Annotated in this window: 19 protein-coding genes and 7 pseudogenes; 13 read left to right on the forward strand and 13 right to left on the reverse strand. The window is 56.2% G+C overall.

Annotated features, from left to right (window positions below; all coding sequences use genetic code 11):
* Positions 1-627: a virulence protein gene (locus RLEG4DRAFT_RS27070; RefSeq protein WP_245277989.1), complete on the reverse strand. Its 627-nt coding sequence runs from the start codon at positions 625-627 to the stop codon at positions 1-3.
* An 855-nt stretch (positions 628-1,482) separates the two neighbouring features.
* Here RLEG4DRAFT_RS27070 and RLEG4DRAFT_RS47285 point away from each other — a divergent pair.
* Positions 1,483-1,785: pseudogene (locus tag RLEG4DRAFT_RS47285) on the forward strand (transposase); the annotation flags it as partial.
* 183 nt (positions 1,786-1,968) lie between these two features.
* On the opposite strand, the gene RLEG4DRAFT_RS27075 reads toward RLEG4DRAFT_RS47285, so the two are convergent.
* The 4 genes and pseudogenes from RLEG4DRAFT_RS27075 to RLEG4DRAFT_RS47290 form a co-directional block, all read right to left on the reverse strand.
* On the reverse strand, positions 1,969-2,898 hold the full coding sequence (locus RLEG4DRAFT_RS27075) for a LysR family transcriptional regulator (RefSeq protein WP_003581513.1): 930 nt from the start codon (positions 2,896-2,898) through the stop codon (positions 1,969-1,971).
* Positions 2,899-2,953: 55 nt separating this feature from the next.
* Positions 2,954-3,187, reverse strand: a pseudogene (locus RLEG4DRAFT_RS27080) (nodulation protein NodJ); the annotation flags it as partial.
* A pseudogene (locus RLEG4DRAFT_RS39370) lies at positions 3,184-3,489 on the reverse strand (nodulation factor ABC transporter ATP-binding protein NodI); the annotation flags it as partial. The pseudogenes RLEG4DRAFT_RS39370 and RLEG4DRAFT_RS27080, both read right to left, overlap by 4 nt.
* Before the next feature lie 382 nt (positions 3,490-3,871).
* Positions 3,872-4,289: pseudogene (locus tag RLEG4DRAFT_RS47290) on the reverse strand (FCD domain-containing protein); the annotation flags it as partial.
* Positions 4,290-5,254: 965 nt separating this feature from the next.
* Here RLEG4DRAFT_RS47290 and fdxB point away from each other — a divergent pair.
* Positions 5,255-5,587: a ferredoxin III, nif-specific gene (gene fdxB, locus RLEG4DRAFT_RS27090; RefSeq protein WP_037094845.1), complete on the forward strand. Its 333-nt coding sequence runs from the start codon at positions 5,255-5,257 to the stop codon at positions 5,585-5,587.
* 138 nt (positions 5,588-5,725) lie between these two features.
* Here fdxB and RLEG4DRAFT_RS27095 read toward each other — a convergent pair whose 3' ends face one another.
* From RLEG4DRAFT_RS27095 to RLEG4DRAFT_RS27125, 7 genes and pseudogenes are all read right to left on the reverse strand, one after another.
* Positions 5,726-6,304: a hypothetical protein gene (locus RLEG4DRAFT_RS27095; RefSeq protein WP_003581594.1), complete on the reverse strand. Its 579-nt coding sequence runs from the start codon at positions 6,302-6,304 to the stop codon at positions 5,726-5,728.
* A 32-nt stretch (positions 6,305-6,336) separates the two neighbouring features.
* A complete protein-coding gene (locus RLEG4DRAFT_RS40475; protein WP_003581597.1) occupies positions 6,337-6,948 on the reverse strand; it encodes a hypothetical protein in 612 nt (203 codons plus the stop codon).
* Positions 6,949-7,071: 123 nt separating this feature from the next.
* Positions 7,072-7,479 (reverse strand): hypothetical protein, encoded by a 408-nt coding sequence (locus RLEG4DRAFT_RS27105; RefSeq protein ID WP_003581600.1) that lies wholly within the window; start codon positions 7,477-7,479, stop codon positions 7,072-7,074.
* 713 nt (positions 7,480-8,192) lie between these two features.
* Positions 8,193-9,098 (reverse strand): annotated as a pseudogene (locus RLEG4DRAFT_RS47295) (methyl-accepting chemotaxis protein); the annotation flags it as partial.
* Positions 9,099-9,233: 135 nt separating this feature from the next.
* Positions 9,234-9,494 (reverse strand): hypothetical protein, encoded by a 261-nt coding sequence (locus RLEG4DRAFT_RS27115; RefSeq protein ID WP_003581602.1) that lies wholly within the window; start codon positions 9,492-9,494, stop codon positions 9,234-9,236.
* 20 nt (positions 9,495-9,514) lie between these two features.
* Positions 9,515-10,066, reverse strand: a pseudogene (locus RLEG4DRAFT_RS27120) (dihydrodipicolinate synthase family protein); the annotation flags it as partial.
* A gap of 17 nt (positions 10,067-10,083) precedes the next feature.
* A complete protein-coding gene (locus RLEG4DRAFT_RS27125; protein ID WP_085061943.1) occupies positions 10,084-11,319 on the reverse strand; it encodes an aminotransferase class I/II-fold pyridoxal phosphate-dependent enzyme in 1,236 nt (411 codons plus the stop codon).
* Between the two features lie 81 nt (positions 11,320-11,400).
* Between RLEG4DRAFT_RS27125 and RLEG4DRAFT_RS27130 the strand changes: the two genes are divergently transcribed.
* The 7 genes and pseudogenes from RLEG4DRAFT_RS27130 to dgt all read left to right on the forward strand — a co-directional run bounded on the left by RLEG4DRAFT_RS27130 (position 11,401) and on the right by dgt (position 18,649).
* Positions 11,401-12,915 carry a PLP-dependent aminotransferase family protein gene (locus RLEG4DRAFT_RS27130; protein WP_003581607.1) on the forward strand — a complete coding sequence of 505 codons (1,515 nt, stop codon included), beginning with the start codon at positions 11,401-11,403 and terminating at the stop codon, positions 12,913-12,915.
* Positions 12,916-13,126: 211 nt separating this feature from the next.
* On the forward strand, positions 13,127-13,618 hold the full coding sequence (locus tag RLEG4DRAFT_RS27135) for an MOSC domain-containing protein (protein ID WP_003581609.1): 492 nt from the start codon (positions 13,127-13,129) through the stop codon (positions 13,616-13,618).
* Between the two features lie 219 nt (positions 13,619-13,837).
* Positions 13,838-14,575, forward strand: coding sequence for a PDR/VanB family oxidoreductase (locus tag RLEG4DRAFT_RS27140; RefSeq protein ID WP_245277990.1), 738 nt, complete (start codon positions 13,838-13,840; stop codon positions 14,573-14,575).
* A gap of 14 nt (positions 14,576-14,589) precedes the next feature.
* Positions 14,590-14,835: pseudogene (locus RLEG4DRAFT_RS27145) on the forward strand (transketolase); the annotation flags it as partial.
* Between the two features lie 711 nt (positions 14,836-15,546).
* Positions 15,547-16,962, forward strand: coding sequence for a hypothetical protein (locus RLEG4DRAFT_RS27150; RefSeq protein WP_003581614.1), 1,416 nt, complete (start codon positions 15,547-15,549; stop codon positions 16,960-16,962).
* 155 nt (positions 16,963-17,117) lie between these two features.
* The gene (locus RLEG4DRAFT_RS41025; protein ID WP_171898240.1) at positions 17,118-17,264 is read left to right on the forward strand and encodes a hypothetical protein; all 147 of its coding nucleotides are present in this window, start codon (positions 17,118-17,120) and stop codon (positions 17,262-17,264) included.
* Between the two features lie 8 nt (positions 17,265-17,272).
* Positions 17,273-18,649 (forward strand): dGTP triphosphohydrolase, encoded by a 1,377-nt coding sequence (gene dgt / locus RLEG4DRAFT_RS27155; RefSeq protein ID WP_003581617.1) that lies wholly within the window; start codon positions 17,273-17,275, stop codon positions 18,647-18,649.
* 20 nt (positions 18,650-18,669) lie between these two features.
* Here dgt and dut read toward each other — a convergent pair whose 3' ends face one another.
* Positions 18,670-19,104 carry a dUTP diphosphatase gene (gene dut / locus RLEG4DRAFT_RS27160; RefSeq protein WP_003581619.1) on the reverse strand — a complete coding sequence of 145 codons (435 nt, stop codon included), beginning with the start codon at positions 19,102-19,104 and terminating at the stop codon, positions 18,670-18,672.
* A gap of 152 nt (positions 19,105-19,256) precedes the next feature.
* Here dut and RLEG4DRAFT_RS27165 point away from each other — a divergent pair, with 152 nt between their 5' ends.
* The 4 genes from RLEG4DRAFT_RS27165 to RLEG4DRAFT_RS39385 are packed head-to-tail and all read left to right on the forward strand — an operon-like array spanning position 19,257 to position 23,959.
* Positions 19,257-20,141 carry a phosphoribosyltransferase-like protein gene (locus tag RLEG4DRAFT_RS27165; protein WP_003581620.1) on the forward strand — a complete coding sequence of 295 codons (885 nt, stop codon included), beginning with the start codon at positions 19,257-19,259 and terminating at the stop codon, positions 20,139-20,141.
* Positions 20,138-22,009, forward strand: coding sequence for a hypothetical protein (locus RLEG4DRAFT_RS27170; RefSeq protein ID WP_003581622.1), 1,872 nt, complete (start codon positions 20,138-20,140; stop codon positions 22,007-22,009). Before RLEG4DRAFT_RS27165 ends, RLEG4DRAFT_RS27170 begins: the two co-directional genes overlap by 4 nt.
* Complete coding sequence (locus RLEG4DRAFT_RS40480; protein ID WP_003581625.1) at positions 22,006-22,944, forward strand: hypothetical protein; 939 nt, start codon at positions 22,006-22,008, stop codon at positions 22,942-22,944. The genes RLEG4DRAFT_RS27170 and RLEG4DRAFT_RS40480 overlap by 4 nt, the downstream gene beginning before the upstream one ends.
* Positions 22,871-23,959 carry a methyltransferase gene (locus RLEG4DRAFT_RS39385; RefSeq protein WP_171898241.1) on the forward strand — a complete coding sequence of 363 codons (1,089 nt, stop codon included), beginning with the start codon at positions 22,871-22,873 and terminating at the stop codon, positions 23,957-23,959. Before RLEG4DRAFT_RS40480 ends, RLEG4DRAFT_RS39385 begins: the two co-directional genes overlap by 74 nt.
* Positions 23,960-24,022: the final 63 nt, after the last annotated feature.

Consider the following 24,022-nt stretch of genomic DNA (forward strand, 5'->3'; position numbering starts at 1 on the left):
TCATCGCCCCCGATCTGAACGCTCTCTGCTCCTGAAAGATGCTAGATCTGCTCGTGCTTCATTCTCGGCCCTGTTGAGATGCTCTGCTGCCGAACGCATCGCGCCTAGGTGCGCAATGGGGCCGCCCTGTCCTACTGTGTGGTTAAAAGGCGAGGGCTCTACTACGTGTCGAGCTGTAGATGGCGCAAGCGGCTCCTGACCGGAAAGCGCGCTGACGCTCTGCAAATAGTCGACCGTTAATTGCGCCCGTTGCTGTGTGTTCAGGAGATAGTACCCCTTTAAGAGGGCATTGGCAGCATTGCTCTGAGCAAGATCGTCTGGCGGATCTCTGACGAACTCGACTGCCCGATTGATGACACGAGCTCGATTTCCACTGTCCAGATCGCCTAGGTAGTTTGCTACCCTGGAGAGCGCCAACGCTTGTAATCTGGGGGGATCTATGGCCAAAATTTCATCGACGGCATGCGTTTTTCTCTCGAGAGTTTGGAATTTGAATGTTGGCGCGATTACGGGAGCTACAAACCGGGCCAGCATACGGTCGTACTGGCCCTGGCTTTCGCTAAACGCAATCGCGTCAAAGGCCATGCTGTGCAATACCGAGGCACCGCTGCCGATACTATTGATCATCTGGTGAAACTCCCCAACGGGGCTTTCCTGAACCGCCTCTCGCATGGAACGGTTCGCTAGTTCAAAGTTTGCGAGGTTATGAGCCGTTTCCACTGTCTCGTGGGTCACTAATCGGGCCGCAATGTCAGCTATTAACCCATTTGGAAGGTCACTGCTTCGTTCAGCGCTGTCGCTGCTTTGGGAGTTGCCATCGATACGTCTTCGCTGCCTGTCGCGTTCCATTGTCAGATCTCACGTTGTTTTTACAGCTACAGGTTAGCATCGAATAGTGGCTCTGCTAAACCGATATTGGGTTACGTTTGTAATTCCACCGAGGTTTGAAGCCGTGGCCGCTAGAGGAATACCGTCCAAAGTACAACGCCTATGTGATCGAGGACGACTACGACAGCGAATATCGCTACGACATCAATCCGGTCCCTCCGCTGCACAGTCTCGAGGATGATGGATACGGAGCGCTGTCGCGCAGGACGTCAACGATATGCTGCCCGGAATAATCGGAACAGTGGCGTCAGCGCTTGTGTCGTCATCGTGCGCAGCCGCAGGTTTCGTGATCTCTCGTTTGGTGCCCAGGCTTAGGGTACCCGGGGTCGGTTCTGAGCGGGTTGGCCAGCACCGTTCCGTCGATTTGCCGGTCTTGATCTTCGCATCGGCGGTTGCTTTGACTTGTTGCGTTCTATCTCCGAGCAATTGAAGCTTCAAGCCGCGACGCTTGCCCCATTGGCTTGCGGTCGGCGGGGCCCCCAAGACGAGAATACTCTTTGAAGAGACCACGGGCGACTGGATCGGCTGGTCGTTGGGGTTGGACGGGTAACTTGCAGCTTGGCGACCCCTCGATGAACGGCGTGGCCTTCCTGGGCTTATCTCGATGAGGTTCTCGTTCCGAGACTTGGTCCGGGTGACATTGTCATCATAGACAACTTGCCTGTTCAGAGGGGTACGCAGGCTATCGAAGCTGCGGGCAGTCGGCTACTTTAACCTTCCGCGCTACAGTCCAGATTTCGACCCAATAGAAATGGCATTTTCCGAACTGAAAGCGCTTCTGCAAGCAAAGGCCGAGCACTCCTTAGGATGCGCTGTGAGATACCGTCGGGAAATATCGTTACGCTCTTGCCGCAGGAATGTGCAAACTATTTCGCAGCAGCTGGATATGAACCCGATGAGTGGACGCCCTCTTTGTCTTTGAGCGCGATCACGTTTGCGAGCTGTAACTGCCCACTGCCGCTAGAATAAGCCTCTCGGAAACATTGAAAAGGATTTAGCAATCCACCCACGGCAGAGTCCCCGCTGCCTAAATCGAAAAATTCGACGGCAGCTCGACCGGGATTATGTCGCTCCGGTCTCTTAAGAGTCACCATCGGCAGAGGCCTCGATGCGCGAAGCCTCCTCGAATATTATCGTGCGCATCCAGATATTCCCGGGGTCGGAATTGTGAAGCGACGGCCACTGTATAGCCTCTGTAAACGAAAGAGGAGGTAGCGGATGATCGACGGTCTGGAGGGGGATCGTAGTTGCGAAATGTCTGACCAGCAGCGAGGGAAGGGTTGCTATCCGATTCGTCCCCTGTAGTAGCATCGGGATTGAATTGAAGCCAGGGACCACGATTTCGATACGCCGTTTAAAACCGTGCTCCAGCAACAGCCATTGTTCAACGGACGGCTTCAGACTACGGCCAAACATCGCTGCGACATGTCCCATCGACATGAACTGCTCGAGAGAAAGTTTTGCGCGCAGCTGTTGATTATTAGGGCAGCCGACACATACGAGTTTCTCCTCAAATAGCTTGGCACTGGGATGGATGGCTAACATGAACTGCTCTGGAAGGATAAGGAAATCCATGTCTCCGCGGCAGAGACGTTCGTCCGGATCATCATCAATGGGGAGCAATTCAAAGCTGACACCCGGTGCCTCACGCGCTACGCGTTTTATCACCTTTTCGAAAAAGACGAGCGTCATGAAATCGGAAAGGAGGATTCTGAAGCGCCGGTCGGATTCTGCGGGAACAAATGGATCCGAAGCAATGACAGTCAGCTGGATATGCAAAAGAGCATCGCGAACTGCAGGGGCAAGCGCTTCGGCTCGCGGCGTTGGGATAAGCTTGCGCTGCTGCATCACAAACAGTTCGTCGTTGAAATAAGCGCGCAGTCTGCCAATGGCTGCGCTCATGGCTGGTTGGCTGAGGTTAATGCTGCGGGCTGCCGCGGTGAGCTTTCGTTCGGTCATCAACGCATTGAGCGCCACCAGAAGATTCAGATCCAGGCCCTTAAAACGCATACTTGATCCATCCGGTAGATGATGGTGATCCAACAATCAATTGTACCGGTGGCGTCGCGCTCGTTGCGACCATTCCAGCAGCCAAGAAAGCAGTATAGGAGACGCCATTGACGCGGCCTACCATCACTCCCAAGCCAGCGCCGAGGCCAAACAGGTAGATCAAGGGTTCGGCCAAATGACCGAGAAGCGACGGCAGCGCCGCCTTCTTCCATGCAAGATAATTTCGGCGCCAGACAGCAATCCAGTTCAAAGTGCCACCCGTCAATGCCGTTAGGTTGTCTCCACTCATTGGTATTTCTCCATCTCGCGTCCGGTTAACCGCAAGAAGACGTCCTCTAGGTTCGGCGGCCGCTCGAGGAGGCACAGACCCAAGTGTCCGCGCAATTCCGCCCGAACTTGTTCTGGGTCGGGGGTGTAGCAGAACAGCGTCTCGCCGCTAATCTCCGCTCGCCGCGCGTTTGGCTTTAGCAAAAGGCTGAGCTCCTATGGGTCTCCTCCATAGATCTCGATGACGGGGCAGCCGATCTGCTCGTCTATCAGGTCTAAGGGACGGCCCTCGGCGATCTTGATTCCACCTTCGAGTACACATAAAACCCCTGCCCCGCCCAGGGTTATTCACGACCGCGAAGGCCAAAAACAGCTCAGCGGCACGGCCGCGGCTTTGCCGCGCTCATAGCGTCGTCTCGATCAGCAAGTCCCGCCTTGCGAATTTGAATGGCCATCGAAATACCTGAATCCGTTACTAGGTATTATGGTATACCATAGTATCGAAGTGTCAAGCTAGTTCTGCGAAGACGCAGGCCGAGTTTGTCACTCCAGATAAAACAGCGTTTTAAGGACATTTCAGCCGCCTGCCGCCCGCCTGCTTTCGACAGGGCGGGTCGTGATTGCAAATTTAGAACAGCAGCAATAGGCCGCCGGTGGAGCAGCCTTTATGGGTCGCATCCACAGGCAGCAGCGGTCTACGCCCGCTTTATTCGGGGGGCTTCTGGGCGAACAGCACCGCCTCGGCAGTGGCACTCGCCGCCGCGACATGATCATCGCCGCCGGGCTCCCTCGCCCTCACCGCGGCGGATGGCGTCGACAATCTTCGCCATCTGCGCGGGCCCCTCAATGCAGCGCCTTTCCGGCTTGATCGTCATCGCAAGTGGTTTATGCGCACCGTAACAAGATTGACGACGTCCCAGGCAGCGTGTCGGTCGACCATTGTGAACAGCGTCTGGTAGAAGGAAGAGGTATTTGCGAGCACGGCCGCCATGTGGATGTCGCGATAGCTGTTGCGTATCCCAGCCAGGGATTCCTTTCAGGGCTGTGGCGATCTCGGGGCTGCCGCGTTCGGCACACAGCCGCGCCGCCATGCCCTCGAGCGCACCGCGGATCTCGCAGAGCTGCAAACTCCCGTTCCAGCCGGAACCATCAACCGATCGCAGTCGTGCCACGCCATAATGCCATCCTGTTCACCAAGCAGCCTGTATCCCATCCGAATGGAACAGCGTCGGTCATTGTGATGAACGGATTGGACACTTATGTCATCCCGGCTGGGGCCAACTCATGCGTCGTTGCAGCTCCCCATACCAGGCAGTTATTGTTTCATTGCCCGCAAGGACAACACAATCGACGGCGTCGGTTTCGCCCCCATTCGAAATCCGGGTGGTCTGACTGCCTGCCAGTGACGCGGATTACCGAGCGCAAGCCGCCACCCCTGTCGCAAACCTGACTGTCGATATCCGGCGAAGTGGACTCATTCAAAATCCCAAAGCTAATCAACGCGCGATCGGCTCGGCACGGCGAGTGCTAGGACCAAGAGAGACATAAAAACTGCATTCGGTTGGAGGCTAGGAACAGCGTAAATATCGTGGTCTGCACAAAGCAAGTGCCTGACTCCGCACAGATGCGGGTTCATCCGGTTGCGAACACCATCACGCGCCCGAAGCGCCCTCAAGGAAAGGCTGATCGAATGACCAACATCGTCTATCACTGCAAGCACCGGCTTATGGCCGCTGTCAGCCGCGCCAGTTGTGGCGACAGCCGTCCGATCGGCAGAAGATTCACCCGGTCGCCGCAGGGCAAATCAAGGGCGCGCTGCTCGGCGTCCCCCAAAGATCCCGGTACAGCTGAATGGTTCAGGGATTGGGTGCCAGCGGGCATGAGCGCGGAAGCGTTTGGCACGAGCGAACGCAATTTTGAGGAGCTCTTCGCAAAGGTCGACTGCCGCGCTGACGTGATTGGCGCCGTCAATGTGGCTATATCGTGCGATGTCTACAGCGGGCCTCCTTTTGTGTCATTGCACAGCGGTACCCCCGACGCCAATCAGCCGTGCGTTACCGGAAAAGAACTCGCTGCATCGGAGAACACGATGGTGGATTCATTCGTAAGTCGCGACGGGTCTAGTTGGCTCTCAAAATATCTTAGCCTGATAGACGCAAGCTGCATCGGCTGCGGCCGCTGCTTCAAAGTCTGCTCGCGTGACGTCATGCATCTTGGCGGCATCACCGTTTCGGGTGAAATTGTAGGTGCCGGAGATGGAGCAGATGACGAGGAGGTCGATCGAATGCTAATGATTGTCGATCATCCGGGGCGTTGTATCGGCTGCGGCGCGTGCGCCCGTGTCTGCCCGAAAAATTGTCAGACCCACATTACGTCATTCGACCGGAGCGGCAAACACGTTGTGTCTTTCACGCCTGGTTGATCGCGCGATCAACACACGCGGCCACCCGTTCAGGCACAGCGGTTCGACAGAGCAATTACGCTATCGGACCACCGAACAGGCTTCCAAACAATGAGCTAGCTAGTCAAGACGCGTCAACACGAGGCTATGTTGCCGAATTCACTCAGCGCCGAAGCGGCGCAACATCATTCGAAGCTGCAGATTCTGTTGGCGAAGGCGAGCAGCCAAAAGCGTCTTCAATCGGCGATTTTCGGCTTCGAGAGCTGGTAATTCATCAATTCGAGCTTCGCTCGGAGCCAAGGGGGGAGTTACTGAAATTTCGACCTTATCGCCGCCTTTGGGCATAGTTGTCGACTGACGGCCTATCACTCCCGATCGACGGGGCTTTCTTTTCGCGACCACGGCTTTTGCAACGACTTCGACAGCGGGCAGATCTTGAGGCTCTGGCCGCTCTTCTACCGTAGAAACGGAAATCGCGGCGATCGCATCAGAAGTCCGGGCCAGCTGCGCGAGAACCGGTTCTGCGACTGGCGCATATTCTGCAGCAGGCGCGACGATAATGTCTTCGACCGTCGATTCAGCTTGCTGCCCGTCCTCGAACAGCTGCGGCGCCACGCTGGCTGCCTGACGGGCAAATGCCTTCAGATCTGTGCTGCCCCAGATGGATCCTCGCCGGTCTGCCGATCGGCGGCCCTTCGACTTGATCTCGACAACGAAATTTCTCTGCGGGGTCTTCATGTCATTCCAATCATAACAGCCTGACCGGCAGGCTATCGAATATCGAAGCGCTCGAGCATCTTTTTCAGTTGAGCGTTCTGCAGCTTCAGCTTGAGCGCCAGGCCAGCCTTCAGCGCCGCGATTTCTTCGTCGAGAACCACAACCTCCTCAAGAAATGTCAGAGGCTGCGCCGGAGGAGATACGGCCCGGGGGTCATCGCTCGGCTTTGACCGAAACTGCGTCACGACTTGAACCGAACCGGGCTTTATACGCTTCGACCGATTTTTGCTAGGTCTCGACAGTGCTTCCACTTCGCCAAGGTTTGCCGGTGCTATTGCTACCGGAGTTGGAGCTGGTCGCTCGATCGCGACGTCCGGCTCAACTATGTCAACCGCTGATTCCGACGTTAAACGGGAGGTGACTTCGCTCGCTTCGACTACGGTACCGACCACCGATGATGACGTAACCGGCGAAGCGGCGGCGCTGTCTGTCGTTTCGACTAGATGACCAGTCGGCTCCGCTATCGTTACCGACAGCGCCGGCGCTACGTCCTGATCACCTGCCTGGTCCTCGGCCGGTTTCTCCGGAGCGGCGGGAACCAACGGTGACACTTGCGTTTTAGGGCGCGACGTCAGGTCCGCGAGAAATCGCCATGGTGACTTCATAGTCCTTTACCCCCTGACTGAATGCGCAGTAGCGCTGCGAGATCCTTGCAGATCCCGCTTGCCAAATTTCTTGGATCGGTATGCTTGCCGCTGTCAAAAGGCAGAACGACAGCACTCTTCGCGTCAGACGCGATCGAGCCGCTTGCGCAAATCGGCGTTTTCGTTGCGGAGCTTTTCCGCAAGCAACTTGCGAAGGCGCTGGTTTTCTTCTTCCAGCTTGATCAGATCTTCAATCTCATCAAGCGCTGCGACAGGGGTCGTTTGCGGCTGAACAGCCTTGGGCGCGCGCTTGGCTCTGGTGGCTTTGGCTGCAACGTCGGGCTTTGCAACGACCGCTTTGGCCTTCCTGCCACGGCCGCTGGCAGCCTTTACGGACTCCAACGGTGCAACAGCAGCCTGCGACGGGACGACCGCCGGCGCGGCAACACCCCTCTTCTGGCGAGGTGCCCGCGTTTTCTTTACAGCGGGCGTCTCCACCGGCGCCGCTACGCCCACGGCAACAGCAGGGGCGGTGATATTCTCTTCAGCCATCGATCATCTCCTTTACAGCCGATACCTTTTCGGCCGGGCGAGATACTCTGTCAACAGACGCTTGCGCGGGCCTTTCATCGCTTTGGTCCGCGTGTCCGCGGACTATTGGGGGGATATCAACAGCGACGTGAATGCTAGAATGGCTCAGATTTGTACTACTGCCTTCCTTCTGATCGCATCGGTGTCCACGATACCGGTGGACTCCGGGCAGTTGTCGGCCGTGCGTCGGTTATCGATGGGGACACATCGAGATTGCCGCCCAGCGGATCCAAGCTGAATGCGTTGATGGGGACACAGACACTGCAGGTGCCGGCGCCGTGCAACGCAATTCACGCAGGCGTCGGGAGCCAAACCAACGTCCAGGAAACTTTGACGCGATTGAGTTCATCGGTGACGATCCTTCGGCCGTGGGCCTTCGCCCCTTGTGTGAGGACGGCGTAGCGCCGCCCCAACGCACTGGCGACACGGCGTGCAAAAAAGAATTGTGCGGATTGCAATTCGGGCTTGCTCCTCGTGTATCGAGGGTCGAGCAAGCGTTGCGCGCGATCGCCTATTAGAGAGCGGTGCCGGCACAGCTGTGGCCAGGATACCATTGCGGAAATGCTCTCAAAGGAGCAAGGCAACTCCAGCTTTCTGGCGCTACTGCAACGGCTCGCCCCCCTGAGAAAACTCGTCAGGTGCGAGAGGGACCGGACGAAGTTCCTGGTGGCCGATCACAACTCCTCCCAACTGTCCGACGAGCGGGAACCGCCACTCGCGGCGACCTTGAGCTTGGGAGCCGCGTTCACGGACGGGGCATGCGAGGACGGAAGCGCCATTGCCCGTCACACCTGCCGCAGAGCCGAAGTCTGGACCGTGCCGACACTGAACTGCGCGATCAGAGTACGAAGGCGGCCCGCTTCCTCGGCAAACGCATTAGAAGCTGCATTCGATTGCTCGACCATGGCGGCATTCTGCTGCGTCGTCTGATCCATGGAGTTCACGGCGGAATTAACCTCGGCAAGGCCGGTCGCCTGTTCGTTGGCAGAGGTGGCGATTGCCTCCATGTGATTGTTGATCTCGATGGTGAAGCCTCCGATGGTTTTCAGCGCTCACTGACATCGCGCACGAGCTTCACGCCGCTCTCGACTTCCGAAGTGGAATTCTGGATGAGGCCCTTGATCTGCTTGGCGGCCTGCGCCGAGCGTTGCGCCAGCTCCCTCACCTCCTACGCGACGACCGCAAAGCCCTTGCCCGCCTCCCCGGCGCGCGCAGCTTCCACGCCGGCCTTCAGCGCCAGCAGGTTGGTCTGGAAGGCGATCTCGTCGATCACGCCGATGATTTTGGAGATCTGCTGTGAGCTCCCTTCGATCTCTCGCATCGCCTCTTCGCATGCGACACCACTTCTGCGGACTTTGCCGCGCATTGATTAGCCTGGCTTGCGACACTGTGCGCCTCTTCCGTTCGCTTCCGTCGAGAGCGGCTGCCGCCTCCTCCAGGGAGGCCGCCTGTTGCTCTGTCCGCTTAGACAGTGCAATCTCGCGGGTGCCGGAATCTATCCGTACCGCCGTGTCAGCCACGGATTCGAGCGCCGTGCCGAGCTTGCCGACAGCCTCGTTGAAATTGCTCCTGAGGGCTTGCGTTGCAGCAATCAACAGCAGAATGCTTCCGCCGAGCCACAGAACATCGCTAAGATGCTCCCGAAATGAAGCCACGACGCCTGCTCTTGAAGCCATCCGCCAGTGGAGCGGCAGCCAGAGCGCATTGAGGGCGAGTTAGAAGAAGCTGGCGTTGACAGCAAGCGCCGTCGGATCAGTTCTCGAGAAGGCGCGCCGGCGACATATGCACGATTGCCCATGCCACAGGATCGTCGTCCGGCTCAGCAGGCTGAGGGCCATGAGGTAGACTGGCTCTAGGTCGAGCCTGCGCAGCAACAGCATCGTCCCGACGATCCCGACGCCGGAACCGGTTGCTAATTCAGAAAATGGACCGATCAGGAAGCACGATGCAAACAGCAAACGCCGCCTGGCCTTCATGTTGGGCTGCAGGTTTGGTGCCCTGCGATCTCTTCGGAATTTTCCGTCGGGTTGTTGATCGCTACCATGCCAGACACTTGAGCCAAGCGTTCCACCAGGTTAGCGGTGAAGCGAAAATGGGTGCTCCCCGGATTGTCATAGATAACAATCGGAAGGCCGCTCTCGCGAGCAACGGTGGAGAAGTGCTCGAAAACCTCATCTTCCGCGAGCGGCGCATACGAAACAGCGGCCAGCAGGCCCGCGGCGGCGCCTGCGGCTTTCGCGTCCTGCGCCAGCCTCACCGCCTCATCCATCCGCATGGCCCCGACGCCCACCACGACCGGTATGCTCCCGCCGGCTTCCTGGATGGTCGCACCCAGAGCCCGCCGCCGCTCCTCGCGAGACAGATGCATGTAGGTTCCGGTGCTGCCGAGAAGACCAATGGAATCGACGCCCTCGGCGCAAAGCTTGGCCACAAGCCTTTTGAGCGCGGCAACGTCGACGTGACCATTTCGGTCACTCGGCGTGACGGGAAATGCGGAAGGTCCGCTCAGGAAGGATTGATACTCCGAGTCCGGTCTTTCGGTATTCATAATCGTCGATAGGGGCATCACAAACCCCGGATGGCCTGGTGCAGGTCGCCAATCAAATCATTCACGTCTTCAAGTCCGACCGACAGGCGGATGAGGTCGTCTCCAACGCCCGAGACCATGTGGGCGTCTTTCCGGATCGATTGCCGCGCCTTTGTTATGCTGGCCGGATGATAAATCAGTGTGTCCGTGTCGCCGAGGCTCACTGCGCGTGTCATCAGTTGCAAGCGGTCCAGCATTGTCCTCGCGCCGTCAAAACCGGCATGAAGTCCAAAAGCCAGCATGCCCGACCCTTGCGCCATTTGCTTACGCGCGATGGCGTGATCGGGATGTGAATCCAGGAAAGGATAACTTATCCAGGAGACAGCTGAATGGCCTTCTAGCATTCGAGCGATCGCCAGAGCCGAGGCGCTATGCCGGTCCATACGAAGCGACAGCGTCTTCAGGCCGCGCATAATCAGGAAGGCCGAGTGAGGGGCCAGGGTCGCGCCGGTAATGTAGCGCAGGCCCGTTTCGTGCAAGCGGTGGAGCGTTTCCGCGTCGCCGAGCAGCGCTCCACCTAACGTATCGCCGTGCCCGTTGATGTATTTCGTGAGCGAGTGCAGAACGATATCGGCGCCATGTTCGATCGGCCGCTGAAGTGCGGGCGAAGCAAAGGTACTGTCCACGGCGACTTTCACCCCATGCGCGTGTACGCGCTCTGAGATTGCCGTAATGTCGAGAATGCTGCTGAGCGGGTTCACGGGTGTCTCGAAGTAAACGAGCTTGGTCTTTTCTGTAATCGCCGCTTCAAGATTCGACGGATCAGATAGATCCACGGGAACGACCTTGATGCCGAAGCGCGGCAGCCCCTGCTCCACCATCGCGACAGTATTCGAATAAAGCGTCTTGTGAACCACAAGCTCGTCGCCCTGCGACAGCAAAGAGAGGATGAGCGTGCCGAAAGCGGCCATCCCGGTCGAAACGACAAGGCCCGCCTCAGCCCCTTCCAGATTCGCAAGCCTCTGCTCGAGGATCTCTGTGGTTGGGTTGTACTCTCGCGCATAGAGTCTACCGCCGAGTGCCGCTGCGGCATCATTGGCCTCGACGCTCTCGAAGCCGTAGGTCGAGGTCAGGAACACCGGTGGCTGAACCGCTCTCTTAAAATCTACCGGGTCGAACGCGTGGTGAATGGCGCGTGTATCGAATCCGAGGCTTGCCGTGTGAGAGGGGTGAGCGTGTCCCTGACTCTTGTCCTGTTCGCTATCGCCCATCATCGCTCGATCGTATCTGGTTTGCTTTGGCCCAGAGTTGCATCATACTGGTCGACAACAAACATCCAGTTCGGCAGAAAGAAGATGGTCCAGTTGGAGAAGAAAGCGGCGACCGGTAATGCCCCCAAGATGGGCGCGCGCGGGATCTACGAGGCGCTCAGTGATCAAATCCTTAGCCGCGTTTATGAGGCGGGAAGCCAGCTGCCATCCTCACGCAGCCTGGCAAACGAGTTGCATGTGTCGCGAACGACGGTCACGGTTGCCTATGAACAGCTTGCCGCTGAAGGTTTCGTGGAACTGCGCCAGGGCGCTCGTCCGCGGGTGACGGCCTTGCAGCTTGAACAGCGCCCCCGAGCAGCTAAGCCTTCGCGGGATGCGTGTGGGCCGCTCTCGGCTTACGGCGAAAGACTTCGCGCGCTTCCACCGTGGCTCGATTACCTGCCCAATGGGCTGTCGGTGGATTTTCGGTACGGCGATCTTGCCCCATCCGATTTTCCGGCGTTGGCGTGGAAGCGCGCTGTCAATTCGGTGATTGGTCAAAGACCGGGACGGCTGGCCTATGAGGACCCGCGAGGATCCCGGCGCCTGCGGCAAGCCCTTCAGGGTTATCTTTGGCGGGCACGGACATTGCACTGCGATCTGGCGCAAATCATCGTCGTCAATGGCTCCCAGCAGGGCCTGGACCTCTGCGCGCGGATCCTCCTCGACGCTAACAGCGCATTTGTGATGGAAAATCCCGGCTACCGGATGGCTCGCCAGATCTTTTCGAGTACCGGGGCATACCCCGTGGCAGTGGAGGTGGACGCGGACGGCTTGAAGACCGCGGATTTGGCAGGTATCGACGCCCGGATGGCCTATGTGACGCCATCCCATCAGTTTCCCTTAGGCGGCGTCATGCCGATCAGTCGTCGCCACCAGCTTCTCGATTGGGCTCGGGATCGAGATGCCTATGTGGTTGAGGACGACTACGACAGCGAATACCGGTACGATATCAGCCCGGTTCCGCCGCTCCAGAGTCTGGATAACGGGCGTAACGTCATTTATCTGGGCACTGTTTCGAAGACACTGTCGCCGATGATGCGCATTGGCTACCTCGTGGTGCCAAAGCATTTGCAGGAGGTGTTCGCAACTGCCAAGCAATTGATCGACCGGCATACACCAATGACCGAGCAGGAAGCGCTTGCCTCCCTTATCGAAAGCGGCGCCTATGAGAGCCATGTGCGTCGTGTCAGGCGAATCAATCGAGAGCGCCGCGAGACGTTGTTGAGCGCCCTTGAGGGTGCATTCGGCGAACGGCTCACCGTAGAGGGTGCCGATGCCGGATTGCATGTCGTCGTCTGGTTCAATGAGCTGCCGGGATCGGCGGAGACCGCCCTGATCGATGTCGCGCGCCAACGCGGCGTCGGCCTCTACGGTATTTCAGCGCTCTACGATTCAGCACCCGGAGCAACCGAATCGCCACAACAGCGGCTTGGATTGGTGATGGGCTATTCGGCTTTGACGCCGAAGCAGATCGACAAGGGCATTCAATTCGTCGCCGCAGCCGTCGATGCTGTGAATGCACGCGCTGACATACAGACGGAGATCGCGAGCATCTGATTGCATCCCCTCGTGCAAAATCTCCGGCTTCTTCTCCAACTGGACTAGATACATGCGGGCAAACTGGCACTATCGAGGACGCCAGTTTCAAGGCAGATTTCCCAAGCAGCTGGGACTGGCGTGGCATGGGATGTTCCCTGAAGAGCAACAAGGCACTGGCGTAACCCCCATCTTCGATCGAAGGCAAGACGGGTACCGCGGAGGCCGATACATGACTTGGCAGGGAAGTTTGCTCCACATTCATTTAGCGCCGGCCGCTTCCTATGAAATGGAAGAACTGGCTGAAGCACAGCTCGTTGCCGGGCGCGGCATAGTTGGTGACCGGTATTATCTCGGCACCGGCACCTATTCGCCCAAGCCTGACGTCCGCGAGATTACGCTGATCGACGTTGAAGTTCTTGAAGCGATTGCTCAAGGAGAGCCCAAAATTCCCGGGTTCAAGGAAACGCTCAAACCCGAAGATCACAGGCGCAATCTGACGACCCGCGGCGTTCCGCTCGCTCATCTCGTGGGCAAGCGCTTCCGGGTCGGAGAAACCGTCTTGCGGGCGGCGCGAATGAATTTCCCCTGCAAGTACATCGAGGAACTCCTCGGCATGCCGGGCCTTTATGAGGGACTGCTGAACCGCTCCGGTCTCAACTGTTCGATCGAAATCGGTGGCGTTATCCGCCCCGGCGATCCGATTCTGCCAATGGACGAGTGACGCGACATGGGATCTCCACGTATCATCATGAAACTGGTCGTTACCGGCGTCCACAACGAGCCCGGGGACGTCCGGGTGATCGAGCTGAGGCACCAGCGCAGGCCTCTTCTGCCGGCCTTCGGACCAGGATCGCATGTCGACGTCCACCTACCCGACGGGAAGGTACGCCAATACTCGCTCTGCGGTGATCCAGAAGATCTCAGCCGCTACACGATAGCGGTGAAGCGCGAGACCGGCGGCCGGGGCGGCTCGGCATGGATCCACGAAACTATTGCACCGGGCGCCGAGCTGCCCGTATCCGCCCCGCGCAATCATTTCCCGCTCAAGGATAGTGATGGACCGGTCCTTCTTCTGGCAGGGGGGATCGGGATCACGCCGATCCTTGCAATGGCTCGGGCTCTCTATCGTCAGGGCAGGCCCTTCGAACTCCATTATTTTGCGCGGAGCCGAAGCCTTGCTCCGTTGCTAAGGACCTTAGAGGAAAGCACCTGCGCCGATAGCCTGAGGCACCATTTCGACGATCAAGTCGAAACCCAACAAGACATAGAGGGCCTGTTGTCGACAAGGCCGGGCGAGGCGCAGCTCTATTACTGCGGACCGCCGGGCTTCATGGCGGCGATCGCAAGGGCTTCGCAACATTGGCCGGATGGCACGGTCCATTTCGAGGCGTTTCAGCCGTCGGTCCATGACGATACGCCACCCGTACCGTTCACAATCGTTCTTCGCAACGGCACGGTTGTTCCGGTTACTGCAGACGAGTCAGCGCTATCAGTCATTCGCGCCGCCGGCGTGTTGCTGATGGCATCTTGCGAGAACGGCGTCTGCGGAACCTGCGAGTGCGGGTTTCTGGAAGGGCAGCCGATCCATCGCGATGCGGTGCTCTCGAACGAGGCTCGCAGCCATCGATTTATCCCGTGCGTATCGCGCGCGACTGGCGTTCTGAAACTTGACCTGTAAAACTGGGGGGAGATATGAACTCCAAGATCAGCTTCTTGAGCGAAGTGGAACGCTGCGTTTGCTGGCTTGCCGCGTGGACGATCCACCACGCCAACCTTATTCGCGAGGGAGACGAGGTGAAGGTCGCCGGGCATCAGGCTTCGTCCGCTTCTCTGAGCACGATCATGACCGCGCTCTACTGCTTGGTGCTCCGTCCGCAGGACCGGGTCGCGGTCAAACCCCACGCAGCGCCGATATTCCATGCTCTCCAGTATCTGGCAGCCTTCAACTACCCATGATTTTGGCCTTAGGAACGAAGGCGAAGATGTCAGGTCGAGGCGGGAGTTTTCAATTTGCCTACTAGTATTGTTCTCAATGAGGATCGATCGGATGACCGGGATGGCATTTTGGTAAGATGCTTAGGTGAAGCTGGCCGCAACATCGACAACAACGACAGGGTTGTCGGATTTTCGGCTTCCTGTTCCTCGGTACTATTGTTTTCGAAAACCTGCATCGCTGTCTCCTCCTCGCGGAGACTAGCGGCGTTTCTCAACTTTAAGAAGATCATTATTGGCGTTGGGATGAGTTTTCAGGAGGTTTTCTGTGAGCTAGCTATCATTTCTATTTGGATCAGCAGCTTGTCAAGGTCATTCGCCGCTGAGGACACGAAGATAAGAAACTCAGAGAAAAGTATTCGCCTTGATGCGAATCAAACCTGGGATGTATCTTGAGCACAAGCCAAAAATTTCACATGGATAACAAAGCCGGTGTTTTACGGGGGGTGCAAGAGCTTGACGAATAAGGGTCTCAACGGTCATTCGCTCACTCGAACGTTCGCTGACCGTCTCTGCAACCGGTATCCGGTATGCCTCTTAGCTGAATGGAAAGACGAATTTGTTGGGGACTGATTTCTAGTTCCCCACTATGTATCCCGATTGTCATTTGCCACCGGCGTATCGTTTGTGGAATGTTGCGCGAGAAGCACGTGTTTAATGCGTATATCAAGAAGGTGGCCAACGTTGACGGGAATACCAGCCAGCGGCGAGGATCCAATTCCGGGTTTTCGAAAGGACCAAAAGCTTGATCGACTCGCAGAGCGGTTCAATGTTGCTCAATTCGTGAGTTTCGGTCCGGGTAGAAACGGACCCACGCAGCAGTACGCTCGCTTAGCTGGAGCTTCGCCAAACCCCGCGTTTCCGACCGTCAATGCGGCTATCGAAGCTCTCTTTGCTCGAAGCGTCGACGGTACCGTCAATATCCGGAGTTTCAGCGAAAGCGATTCCCAGAGCCGAGAGTTCCTGTACGCCCTTGCAACTATCGATGACGTCGTATCTGCGATCCATCGGATCTCTTCAGAGGGTGCTTACACAATAGCGAACGAGACTATTGACGTTTCCGACGGCGGCGTCTCTGGGGTTGCCGTGGACGGCCTGGTAGAATTCCGGCCGGACGCGACCCCGCGCGGTGTCGAAGCTCCCGGTTTCGCCAGTCTTCCTCTCGATTGGGCAGCATCCCTGTTTAAATCGGTATACGGCGTCAATGCCTCCTTGGAGGAAGCTCGGCATGCTCGTGTGGAGTTCAGCCTTCACCCCGTAAGAAGAGGTTGGCGGCAAAGTCATCTTATCTTCTGGGAGTATGGCGAAGTCGAACATTTCGATCGTAGCGCCGACGTGGTGTGGCCAAACGACTTCAGCCGTATGATAGGTGACAAAGCATACGGTCTCCTGATCGCGAACTTGATCGGCGTTCCAGTGCCAAAGACGACCGTCCTAGGTCGAAGGGTCGCGCCTTTTTCTTTCGGGACGGATACTGGCTCTGCGGAACGGTGGATCCGAACGAGCCCAGTCGTTCAGGTGCCAGGTAAGTTCACGACGGCCAAAGGTTGGCTCGATCCGTTTAAGTTGGTTCAGGACGAGGATCCCGACGGAACAGCTTTGGCGTCGATCCTTTCACAGCACTCCGTGACAGCGGTTTACTCCGGTGCTGCGATTGAAGGAGCCGACGGCGAGTTCATCGTTGAAGGCGCAGCGGGTTGGGGCGAAGGGTTCATGCTCGGAACGACTGCGCCGCAGGTTATGCCGGAGGATGTGGTCAAGGCTGTTTCCCAAGTTCGCCAACAGCTTAACGCTCGGCTTGGGAGTGTTCGGTTTGAGTGGGTGTTTGACGGCGTTCAGGTTTGGGTAGTGCAACTTCACACCGGAGCCAGCCAATCTGCTGGCCGCGCCCTGGTGCCTGGCGAAGCTGAACAATGGGTGACCTTCAACGTTTATCAAGGCTTGGAGGCACTTCGAGACCTTATTCGCACCCTTCCGGTGAATACCGGCATTCAACTGGATGGTGCCGTGGGAAGGACCAGTCATATCGCCGATGTCGTTCGCAAGGCCAATGTCCCAACAAGATTGCTTTGAGTGGTGGCCTCGTCGCCACACCCAGTTCGCGAAAAGTGATTTGCAATTTCACCCGATTTGCAAGAAAACGTGAACGAAACGTAAACAAATACGTTGTAAGCTCTAAGCAAGGCTTATTTGATGAGTCTTGCAAACCGCGCCAAGGAGGATTCGAAATGGCTTATGCTGCAGTCCTGGAAGCTAGACAAATTGCTGAGACTAAAGTGGAGACGCTTCGCGCTGCTGTCAGGCTGAGCGAGGAGCGTGCGAAAGCAGCGGCTTCAGACGCTCAGAAAAAGGCGCCAGAAGGCAAGAAGGACTAATATGTAGGATGATGTATTCTGCTGGCGATTATGAGCGTCCGGTCCCAACTTCGGATACTGAGAATACTGAATGGCGCCCGCCCTTCATCCGCGACTACGGTCGGATTATTCACAGTGCAAGCTTTAGACGCCAGCAGGGGAAGACGCAGGTTTTTCCTGGTCATGAGTCAGACTTCTTCAGAAACAGGCTGACCCACTCGTTGGAGGTTGCCCAGATTGCGGAAGGCATCGCAGACCGTCTGAATGTCATTTACAAAGATGTTCTAGAGAGGAATCCGATCAGTAGCAGATTATGTGCTGCTGCTGGTCTGGTTCACGACATAGGCCATCCGCCGTTTGGTCATAACGGGGAGCGGGCGCTCGACGATAAGATGAAAAAGTATGGAGGGTTCGAAGGGAACGCTCAAACGTTGCGTATTCTTAGTCGACTGGACAAGAAGGCGCTATACAAAGAAGAGGTTGCAGGAGACAATCGGGCAGGGATGAACCTCTGCTATAGAACTCTCGCCGCCATCTTGAAATACGACAGGGCAATCCCCCTCGAGCGAGAAGAGGGGTCGAAGCTCACAAAGGGCTATTACCTATCTGAGAAGCCGATAGTTGATCGCATCAAAGAGAAGGTGCTCAGGGGAAAGAGCGGCCCCCTGGAAGGCGAGTTCAAGACCATTGAATGCGCGATAATGGATATCTCAGATGATATCGCCTATTCGGTTTACGACCTTGAAGACAGTCTCAAAGCCGGATTTCTTACGCCTGCAACGATCCTAGCTACGGATGACAAGCGTCTCGACGACGTGGCCGCTGATGTGACAAAGCAAATGGGGCGGCCTGTCGATCGGGGCGAGGTCATGTCGGTGTTCGTTGACCTCTTCAAGGGCATGATCCCTGAAGTGTCCGAAGACCATGCCAGCGCAGTCGTGAATTTCGCGAAGGCTGTTCAGGGGTCGCATGAGCTAAGTTCGAACGGTTATACCCGAACGAAGTTGTCTTCCCAGCTCGTCCACGAGTTCATAAATGGCGTCGAGTTCAAATTCGATCCAAATCGGCCAGCACTTTCTAAGGTGTGGCTTAAGGCGGAAATCAAGCTGAAGGTCGAGGTCCTCAAGCAGTACACCTATAAGTCCATCATCTATTCGCCACGAGTTAAGCTCGGAGAGTTCCGAGGAACTCAGCTAGTTAAGGAAATATTTGAAGCGCTGGCAGGAGATAAGGGGGAGCTCCTGATGCCCGATGATGTCCGTGAGAGGTTTCTGGTTTCCGAAGACAAGGGACATAGGGCACGCACAATTTGCGACTTCGTCGCCGGAATGACAGACCGATACGCGATGGAGTTTTGGGCGCGACTGAAATCCGATGGCGCGGAAAGCATGTTTAAGGACATATAGTCTGGCCCCTGCTGTAAGAACTAGCTACTACTGGTCGAACCGAAACCGCCGGATCCTCGATCCGATTGGGAGAGGTCATCTCCGAAGCGTACTGTCGCCTGAGGCGCCGAAGCTATAACCAGCTGCGCTATCCTCATCCCCACCTCGATCTGAAAGGCTTCCTTTCCGAAATTGACAAGCAGCACCTGAATCTCGCCGCGATAATCGGCGTCGATGGTGCCTGGGCTGTTCAAAACCGTCACGCCATTCCGCGCAGCATGTCCCGATCGAGGGCGCACCTGCCCCTCCCAACCCGGCGGGATTTCAACAGCAAGTCCGGTGGGAATGACCGCATAGTTGCCCGGGGAAATCGAAGAAGCGGCAATCGCCGCCAAGTCCATTCCTGCTGCGCCGGGAGTCGCGTAAGAGGGCAACCGAGCGTCTGGATGAAGTCGTTGAAAGACTATCTCGATCATTGGAATTCCTTTCACTGACGGCAGGAGGTAATGATACCCTCAAGGAAATGCTTGGGAAATAGGCGATGCCGACCTTGAAAGCGTACAACTTACCTGCGAGAGTCTGGACAGTTTAACGAGCGACTCTTCATCGTCTACTGGCAAGAATACGCATGTCTTCAGAAATCTCACTAATATTCGAAAAAGAAAAGAAGTTCAGGGAGTTTCATATTTGGCCTTTCTCGTCGGAACTCGACGTTCGCCAGTGGCTCAGCAATTTCGATGAACACCACAACGAATTTGCGTTGAGGCTGCTGGACGGATTCAACTACATCGCGGATCCGCTCATCAATGCCATGCTCGCCGGAGCGATGCAGCGCATGGTAACACACGCCGCAGGGTCGGCCTTTATGCCTGGCGCCGATTTTTTCAATGAAACCATCTTCGTGCTTGTGCAGGGCGAACAGCCCAGCGCCTCCGACAGCGGCTATATGTATGCAAGGAAATTGCGGGATAAGCTTGCAGTTGAAGAAAAGAGGATCAAGGATCCCGCAAGCGCGCTGAAGGTTATTAGTCAATTTCGAAATGTCGTGTTCGTTGATGACTTCATCGGGTCTGGGCAACAGATGCTGCATACGTGGCATGGCAAACACGAGATTGCGCCCGGGCAGATAACCTCATTCGATGGGGTAAGCACTCTTGGGAGCCATAGGTTTTACTATTGTGCTACGGTCTGCAGCGCTGTCGGGCACGCGAACTTAGGTCAGCTTCTGCCGGACCTGCGGTTATTCGCGGCAAATGTGCTTCGCGAGGAAGACAGCCTCATCTACCCAGGCCGTCCTATCTGGCGGGGTCGATATGACGAGAGCATGGCCTTGCTGAAGCACTATTCCGAGAAAGCTGGGTATCAGGCGGAGAATGGTGGCGAAAACGACTGGCGGGGCTTTCACCGACAAGGCCTGGGATTGGCCTACTGGCATGGGGTGCCTGATGCCACGTTGCCCGTGTTCCGATCAACGCGAAACAACTGGAAACCGCTAGTGAGGACAAAAGGATGAGTGACTCCTCGGGAAAGACGGAAGAGCTGAGGGAGTTGTTCGGGAGTTTTCGCGCGGAATGGCTGCGGGAGCGGCTTTTCTCGCTATTCAATGAACCAGAATATTTCCCATCTCTCAGAGACCGCCGTCCTTGCGTCCTAATGGGAGGCCGGGGAACAGGAAAGACCACCGTCCTGCGTTGCATGTCGTACCAGGGGCAGGCGGCCTTGAGCGGGATTAGAAATGAAAGTCCTGAAAGCGCGTATATCGGTCTTTATCACCGGGTGAATAGCAATCGTGTGACAGCGTTCCAGGGACCAGAGCTATCTGACCTTGAATGGCGCAAGCTCTTCGCGCACTACATGAACCTGCTGATCGCCGAGATGATCTTTGAGTACCTCGACTGGTTCGCTGTCAAACGGGGCACGAACATCGCCGTTCCTCCTGCAGCTTGCGCTCGGATTGCCAAAGCGTTTGGCGTTGGAAAGGTTTCTACACGAGAGGAACTGGCCGAAGAGGTGGCAACAGCGAAACAGGCTTTGGAACTTTACGTCAACAATCTTGATGGCGAGCCGCCGCAGTTGTCGATGCTCCAAGCTCCCATCGACGATTTAACGAATGAACTCTCGAAGATCGATGAACTGGATGGGCCGTTCTTCTATATCCTTTTTGACGAGTACGAGAACTTCCTCGACTATCAACAGATAGTGGTGAACACGCTCATCAAGCACTCAAGCTCCAACTACGTGTTTAAGGTCGGTGTTCGAGAGCTAGGGTGGCGTGTGCGATCCACGCTGAATGGCACTGAGCAGCTGATCCATCCGGCCGACTATGAATTGATCCATATTGAACGCCGCCTTGGTGCAAACTTCACTCAGTTTGCGCGGGATGTCTGTGAGGCGCGGCTGAGAGAGTGGTCGTCACGGACGAACAGCCCGCACCTCTCCCTCGATGACTTGTTGTTGGATCTGCCATACGAGAAGGAAGCCGAGCTTCTCGGCGTATCCGATCGGGTTCAGGAAATCAGACGCCGTCTCCAGGGTGAAGACGACGCTACCGTCCTGCGCAAGGTAGAAGACTTTCCGCTCTATGTGTTCTGGTCTCTGGAGAACCGGAGTTACGATAAGACACTGAAGAGTGTGAGGGAGTACGCCGCAGGAAGCACGCATCAAAAGGACAGGTTTAGCAATTATAAATATGCGATGCTGTTCACGATCGCGTCGAATGGAGCGAAGGTGTCGAAGTATTACTGCGGGAATAGAGTTTTCTCGACGGTTTCTCGCTTTAATATTAGATTTTATCTTCATCTCGTTTCTGCAGCAATTGATTTCCACCATGCGCGCGGGCGAAATTTGGGCCAGCCAATCTCCCCAACTGACCAGACGTTGGCAGCCCGAGAAGTTGGCCTGCAGTACCTAACTGAGCTTGAGGGTGTGACGGTTCAGGGCGTCCAACTCGTTAAATTGATCCTTGGCTTCGGCAGGTTGTTCCAGATACTCTCTCGGAACCCCCAAGGAAAAGCTCCTGAGACGATGGAGTTCGCCATTAAGAAAAAAGGCGCATCCGGGAACACTACAGAGTCGGTAAGGCAGTTGATCACAAACGCGGTAATGCATCTGGCGCTTGTTCGTTCGGAGGGAACGAAGCTTGCGACCGAGGCAGATATCAAAGAGTGGGATTACTCGCTCCACCCAATCTTTGCCCCTTACTTCAATTTCTCTCATCGTAGGAAGCGTAAACTCGACATAAGCGAGAAGGAGTTCCTGGGCATGGTCGAGGCGCCTCAGGAAACGATTAAGCTTCTTCTAAAGGAAAAGGCCTCCCTGATCGACGATGAGCCGCCGCTGCAGCTGCAGCTATTCAACGAATATTATGCTGGTGCAAAATGATTGCGCCGCTACCAATCGAAGTGACAGCCAGCGCCGCTGAATTCATTCCACCAAGCGGAGGAGTGCTGCTTCACGGTACATTAGAGGAGCGTAGCCTCGTCCCCGATCCGTGGCGAACCGTCGCTGGGCTGGAGTTTATTGAGATTTTCGAGAGCGATCATCTGAGTTCATTCCGGGTTGGCTCGACTACTGGAGCCGAAATCACATTACGACGGCGGGGTGCACTCGAGCGTTTCCTCGATCAGTTCGACGGCCGCCAGCTGTTGATCGACTATACCGGTCTCAGTCATCACGTATGGATGCCGTTATTGAAGGTGGGGCTCGAATCGGGCTTCGATATGAAGCTGATTTACTCTGAGCCAGCCGTTTATCAGTTCGTACCAAACCCTCGTCTCAGCGATTTTTTCGATCTGAGCGAGAAAATACGCGGTATAAGTCCTATTCCCACCTTTTCGAAGCTGTCAGATCCTCGAAGCAAGGCGCCCGTCCTCGTTCCTCTGCTTGGATTTGAAGGTACCCGGTTCAAGCACGTAATCGAGACCCTTCAGCCAGAGGGACAAGACATATTCCCCATCGTTGGCATCCCTGGTTTCCAGCTTGATTTCCCATTTCACAGCTATAGGGGCAACGCTGATGCGCTCAGCTTCAATAGGGCTTGGGAGAATGTCCGTTTCTCTGATGCGGCTTGTCCGTTTACGCTCTACGGCACTCTTTCAGACATTAAGGACGCGAGAGCTGCCAACTTTTTGCAGATATCCCCTATCGGGACCAAGCCGCACGCTTTGGGCGCAGCGCTTTTCGCGATATTGAATCCGGAAACTGAACTGGTCTATGACCATCCCGTGCGCAAGAAACAGCGGAGTGTCGGTGCTGGAAGATGCCATATCTACAATGTCAGCGAGTTCGTCCGTCGGAGAAGAGCGTCCGGACCTTGATAGGTTCTACACCCCGAGCCTCCTTGCGGATGAGCTGGTGAACTTAGCGACTGTCCACCCTTCGTCCGTGGTGGATTTCGCAGCTGGCACCGGCAACTTGCTCGCCGCCGCACTCAAAAAATGGCCGAATGCGTTGCTATATGCGAACGACGTTGATGCCGATGCGATCAAACAAGCTGGCGAACGCCTTCCGTTAGCTGAGGCCCGGAGCGCCGATTTTCTCTCGTCACGGTTCCACGTACACAATACTGGCGAAGCTCAGGGTTGGTCCATAATATTATTAAATCCTCCTTTCTCTCAGCGGGAGGCACCTGTTCATGTTCCACTGGGGCGTCACTCCGGACTTCGTTGTAGTCGATCGATGGCATTCGTGATGACCGCTGTTCAATATTTGTCTGCCGGCGGACAATTGCTCGCAATTCTCCCAAGTTCAACGCTACTAAACAAGATCGACCAAACCGCAAGAGAGGTGTTGCAATCGACCTATTCGGTCGAAGTCGTGCGGGAACCCGCGTATGGTTTATTCGAAGGTGCTGATGTTTCCACGTATTTTCTGCGGATTTCTGAAAGTGATCGGCCGGCTTTCCCTTCTGTAACTCGAAAGGCCGATCTGCAGTCTTGGAAGATTATCAGAGGCAGTATTTCCATTGCTCGGGCTCACCGCCGGAACGCAGGAACTCGTGGCTGGGTGCATACAACAGGTTTGAACCAAGGGGGAATATCACACCGATATGAGTTTCCCGGCCAAGCTTACGGGAAGATCGCTCCTTCAGGATCGATACTGCTTCCTAGGGTGGGACGCTTTGGTTCCGACAAGATCGTACTTGTGGAGCGTGATGACGGTGAGCATCTATCAGATTGTATATTGGCAATTCAACATTCTGCACTGGACCCTGCAGTCATAGCCGATCTACTGAAGTCTAATTTTTCACAACTACAAACCTTCTACGGGGGCACAGGTGCACCTTACATAACGCGAGATAGGCTATACGCCTTCCTCGCCGAAATGCTGTAAGCACACTCGTCTTCCGTGACGACGAACCCCGGCGGCTGACCGACGAACTGCGGTGGTTCGCAG

Source organism: Rhizobium leguminosarum bv. trifolii WSM2297 (assembly GCF_000271845.1).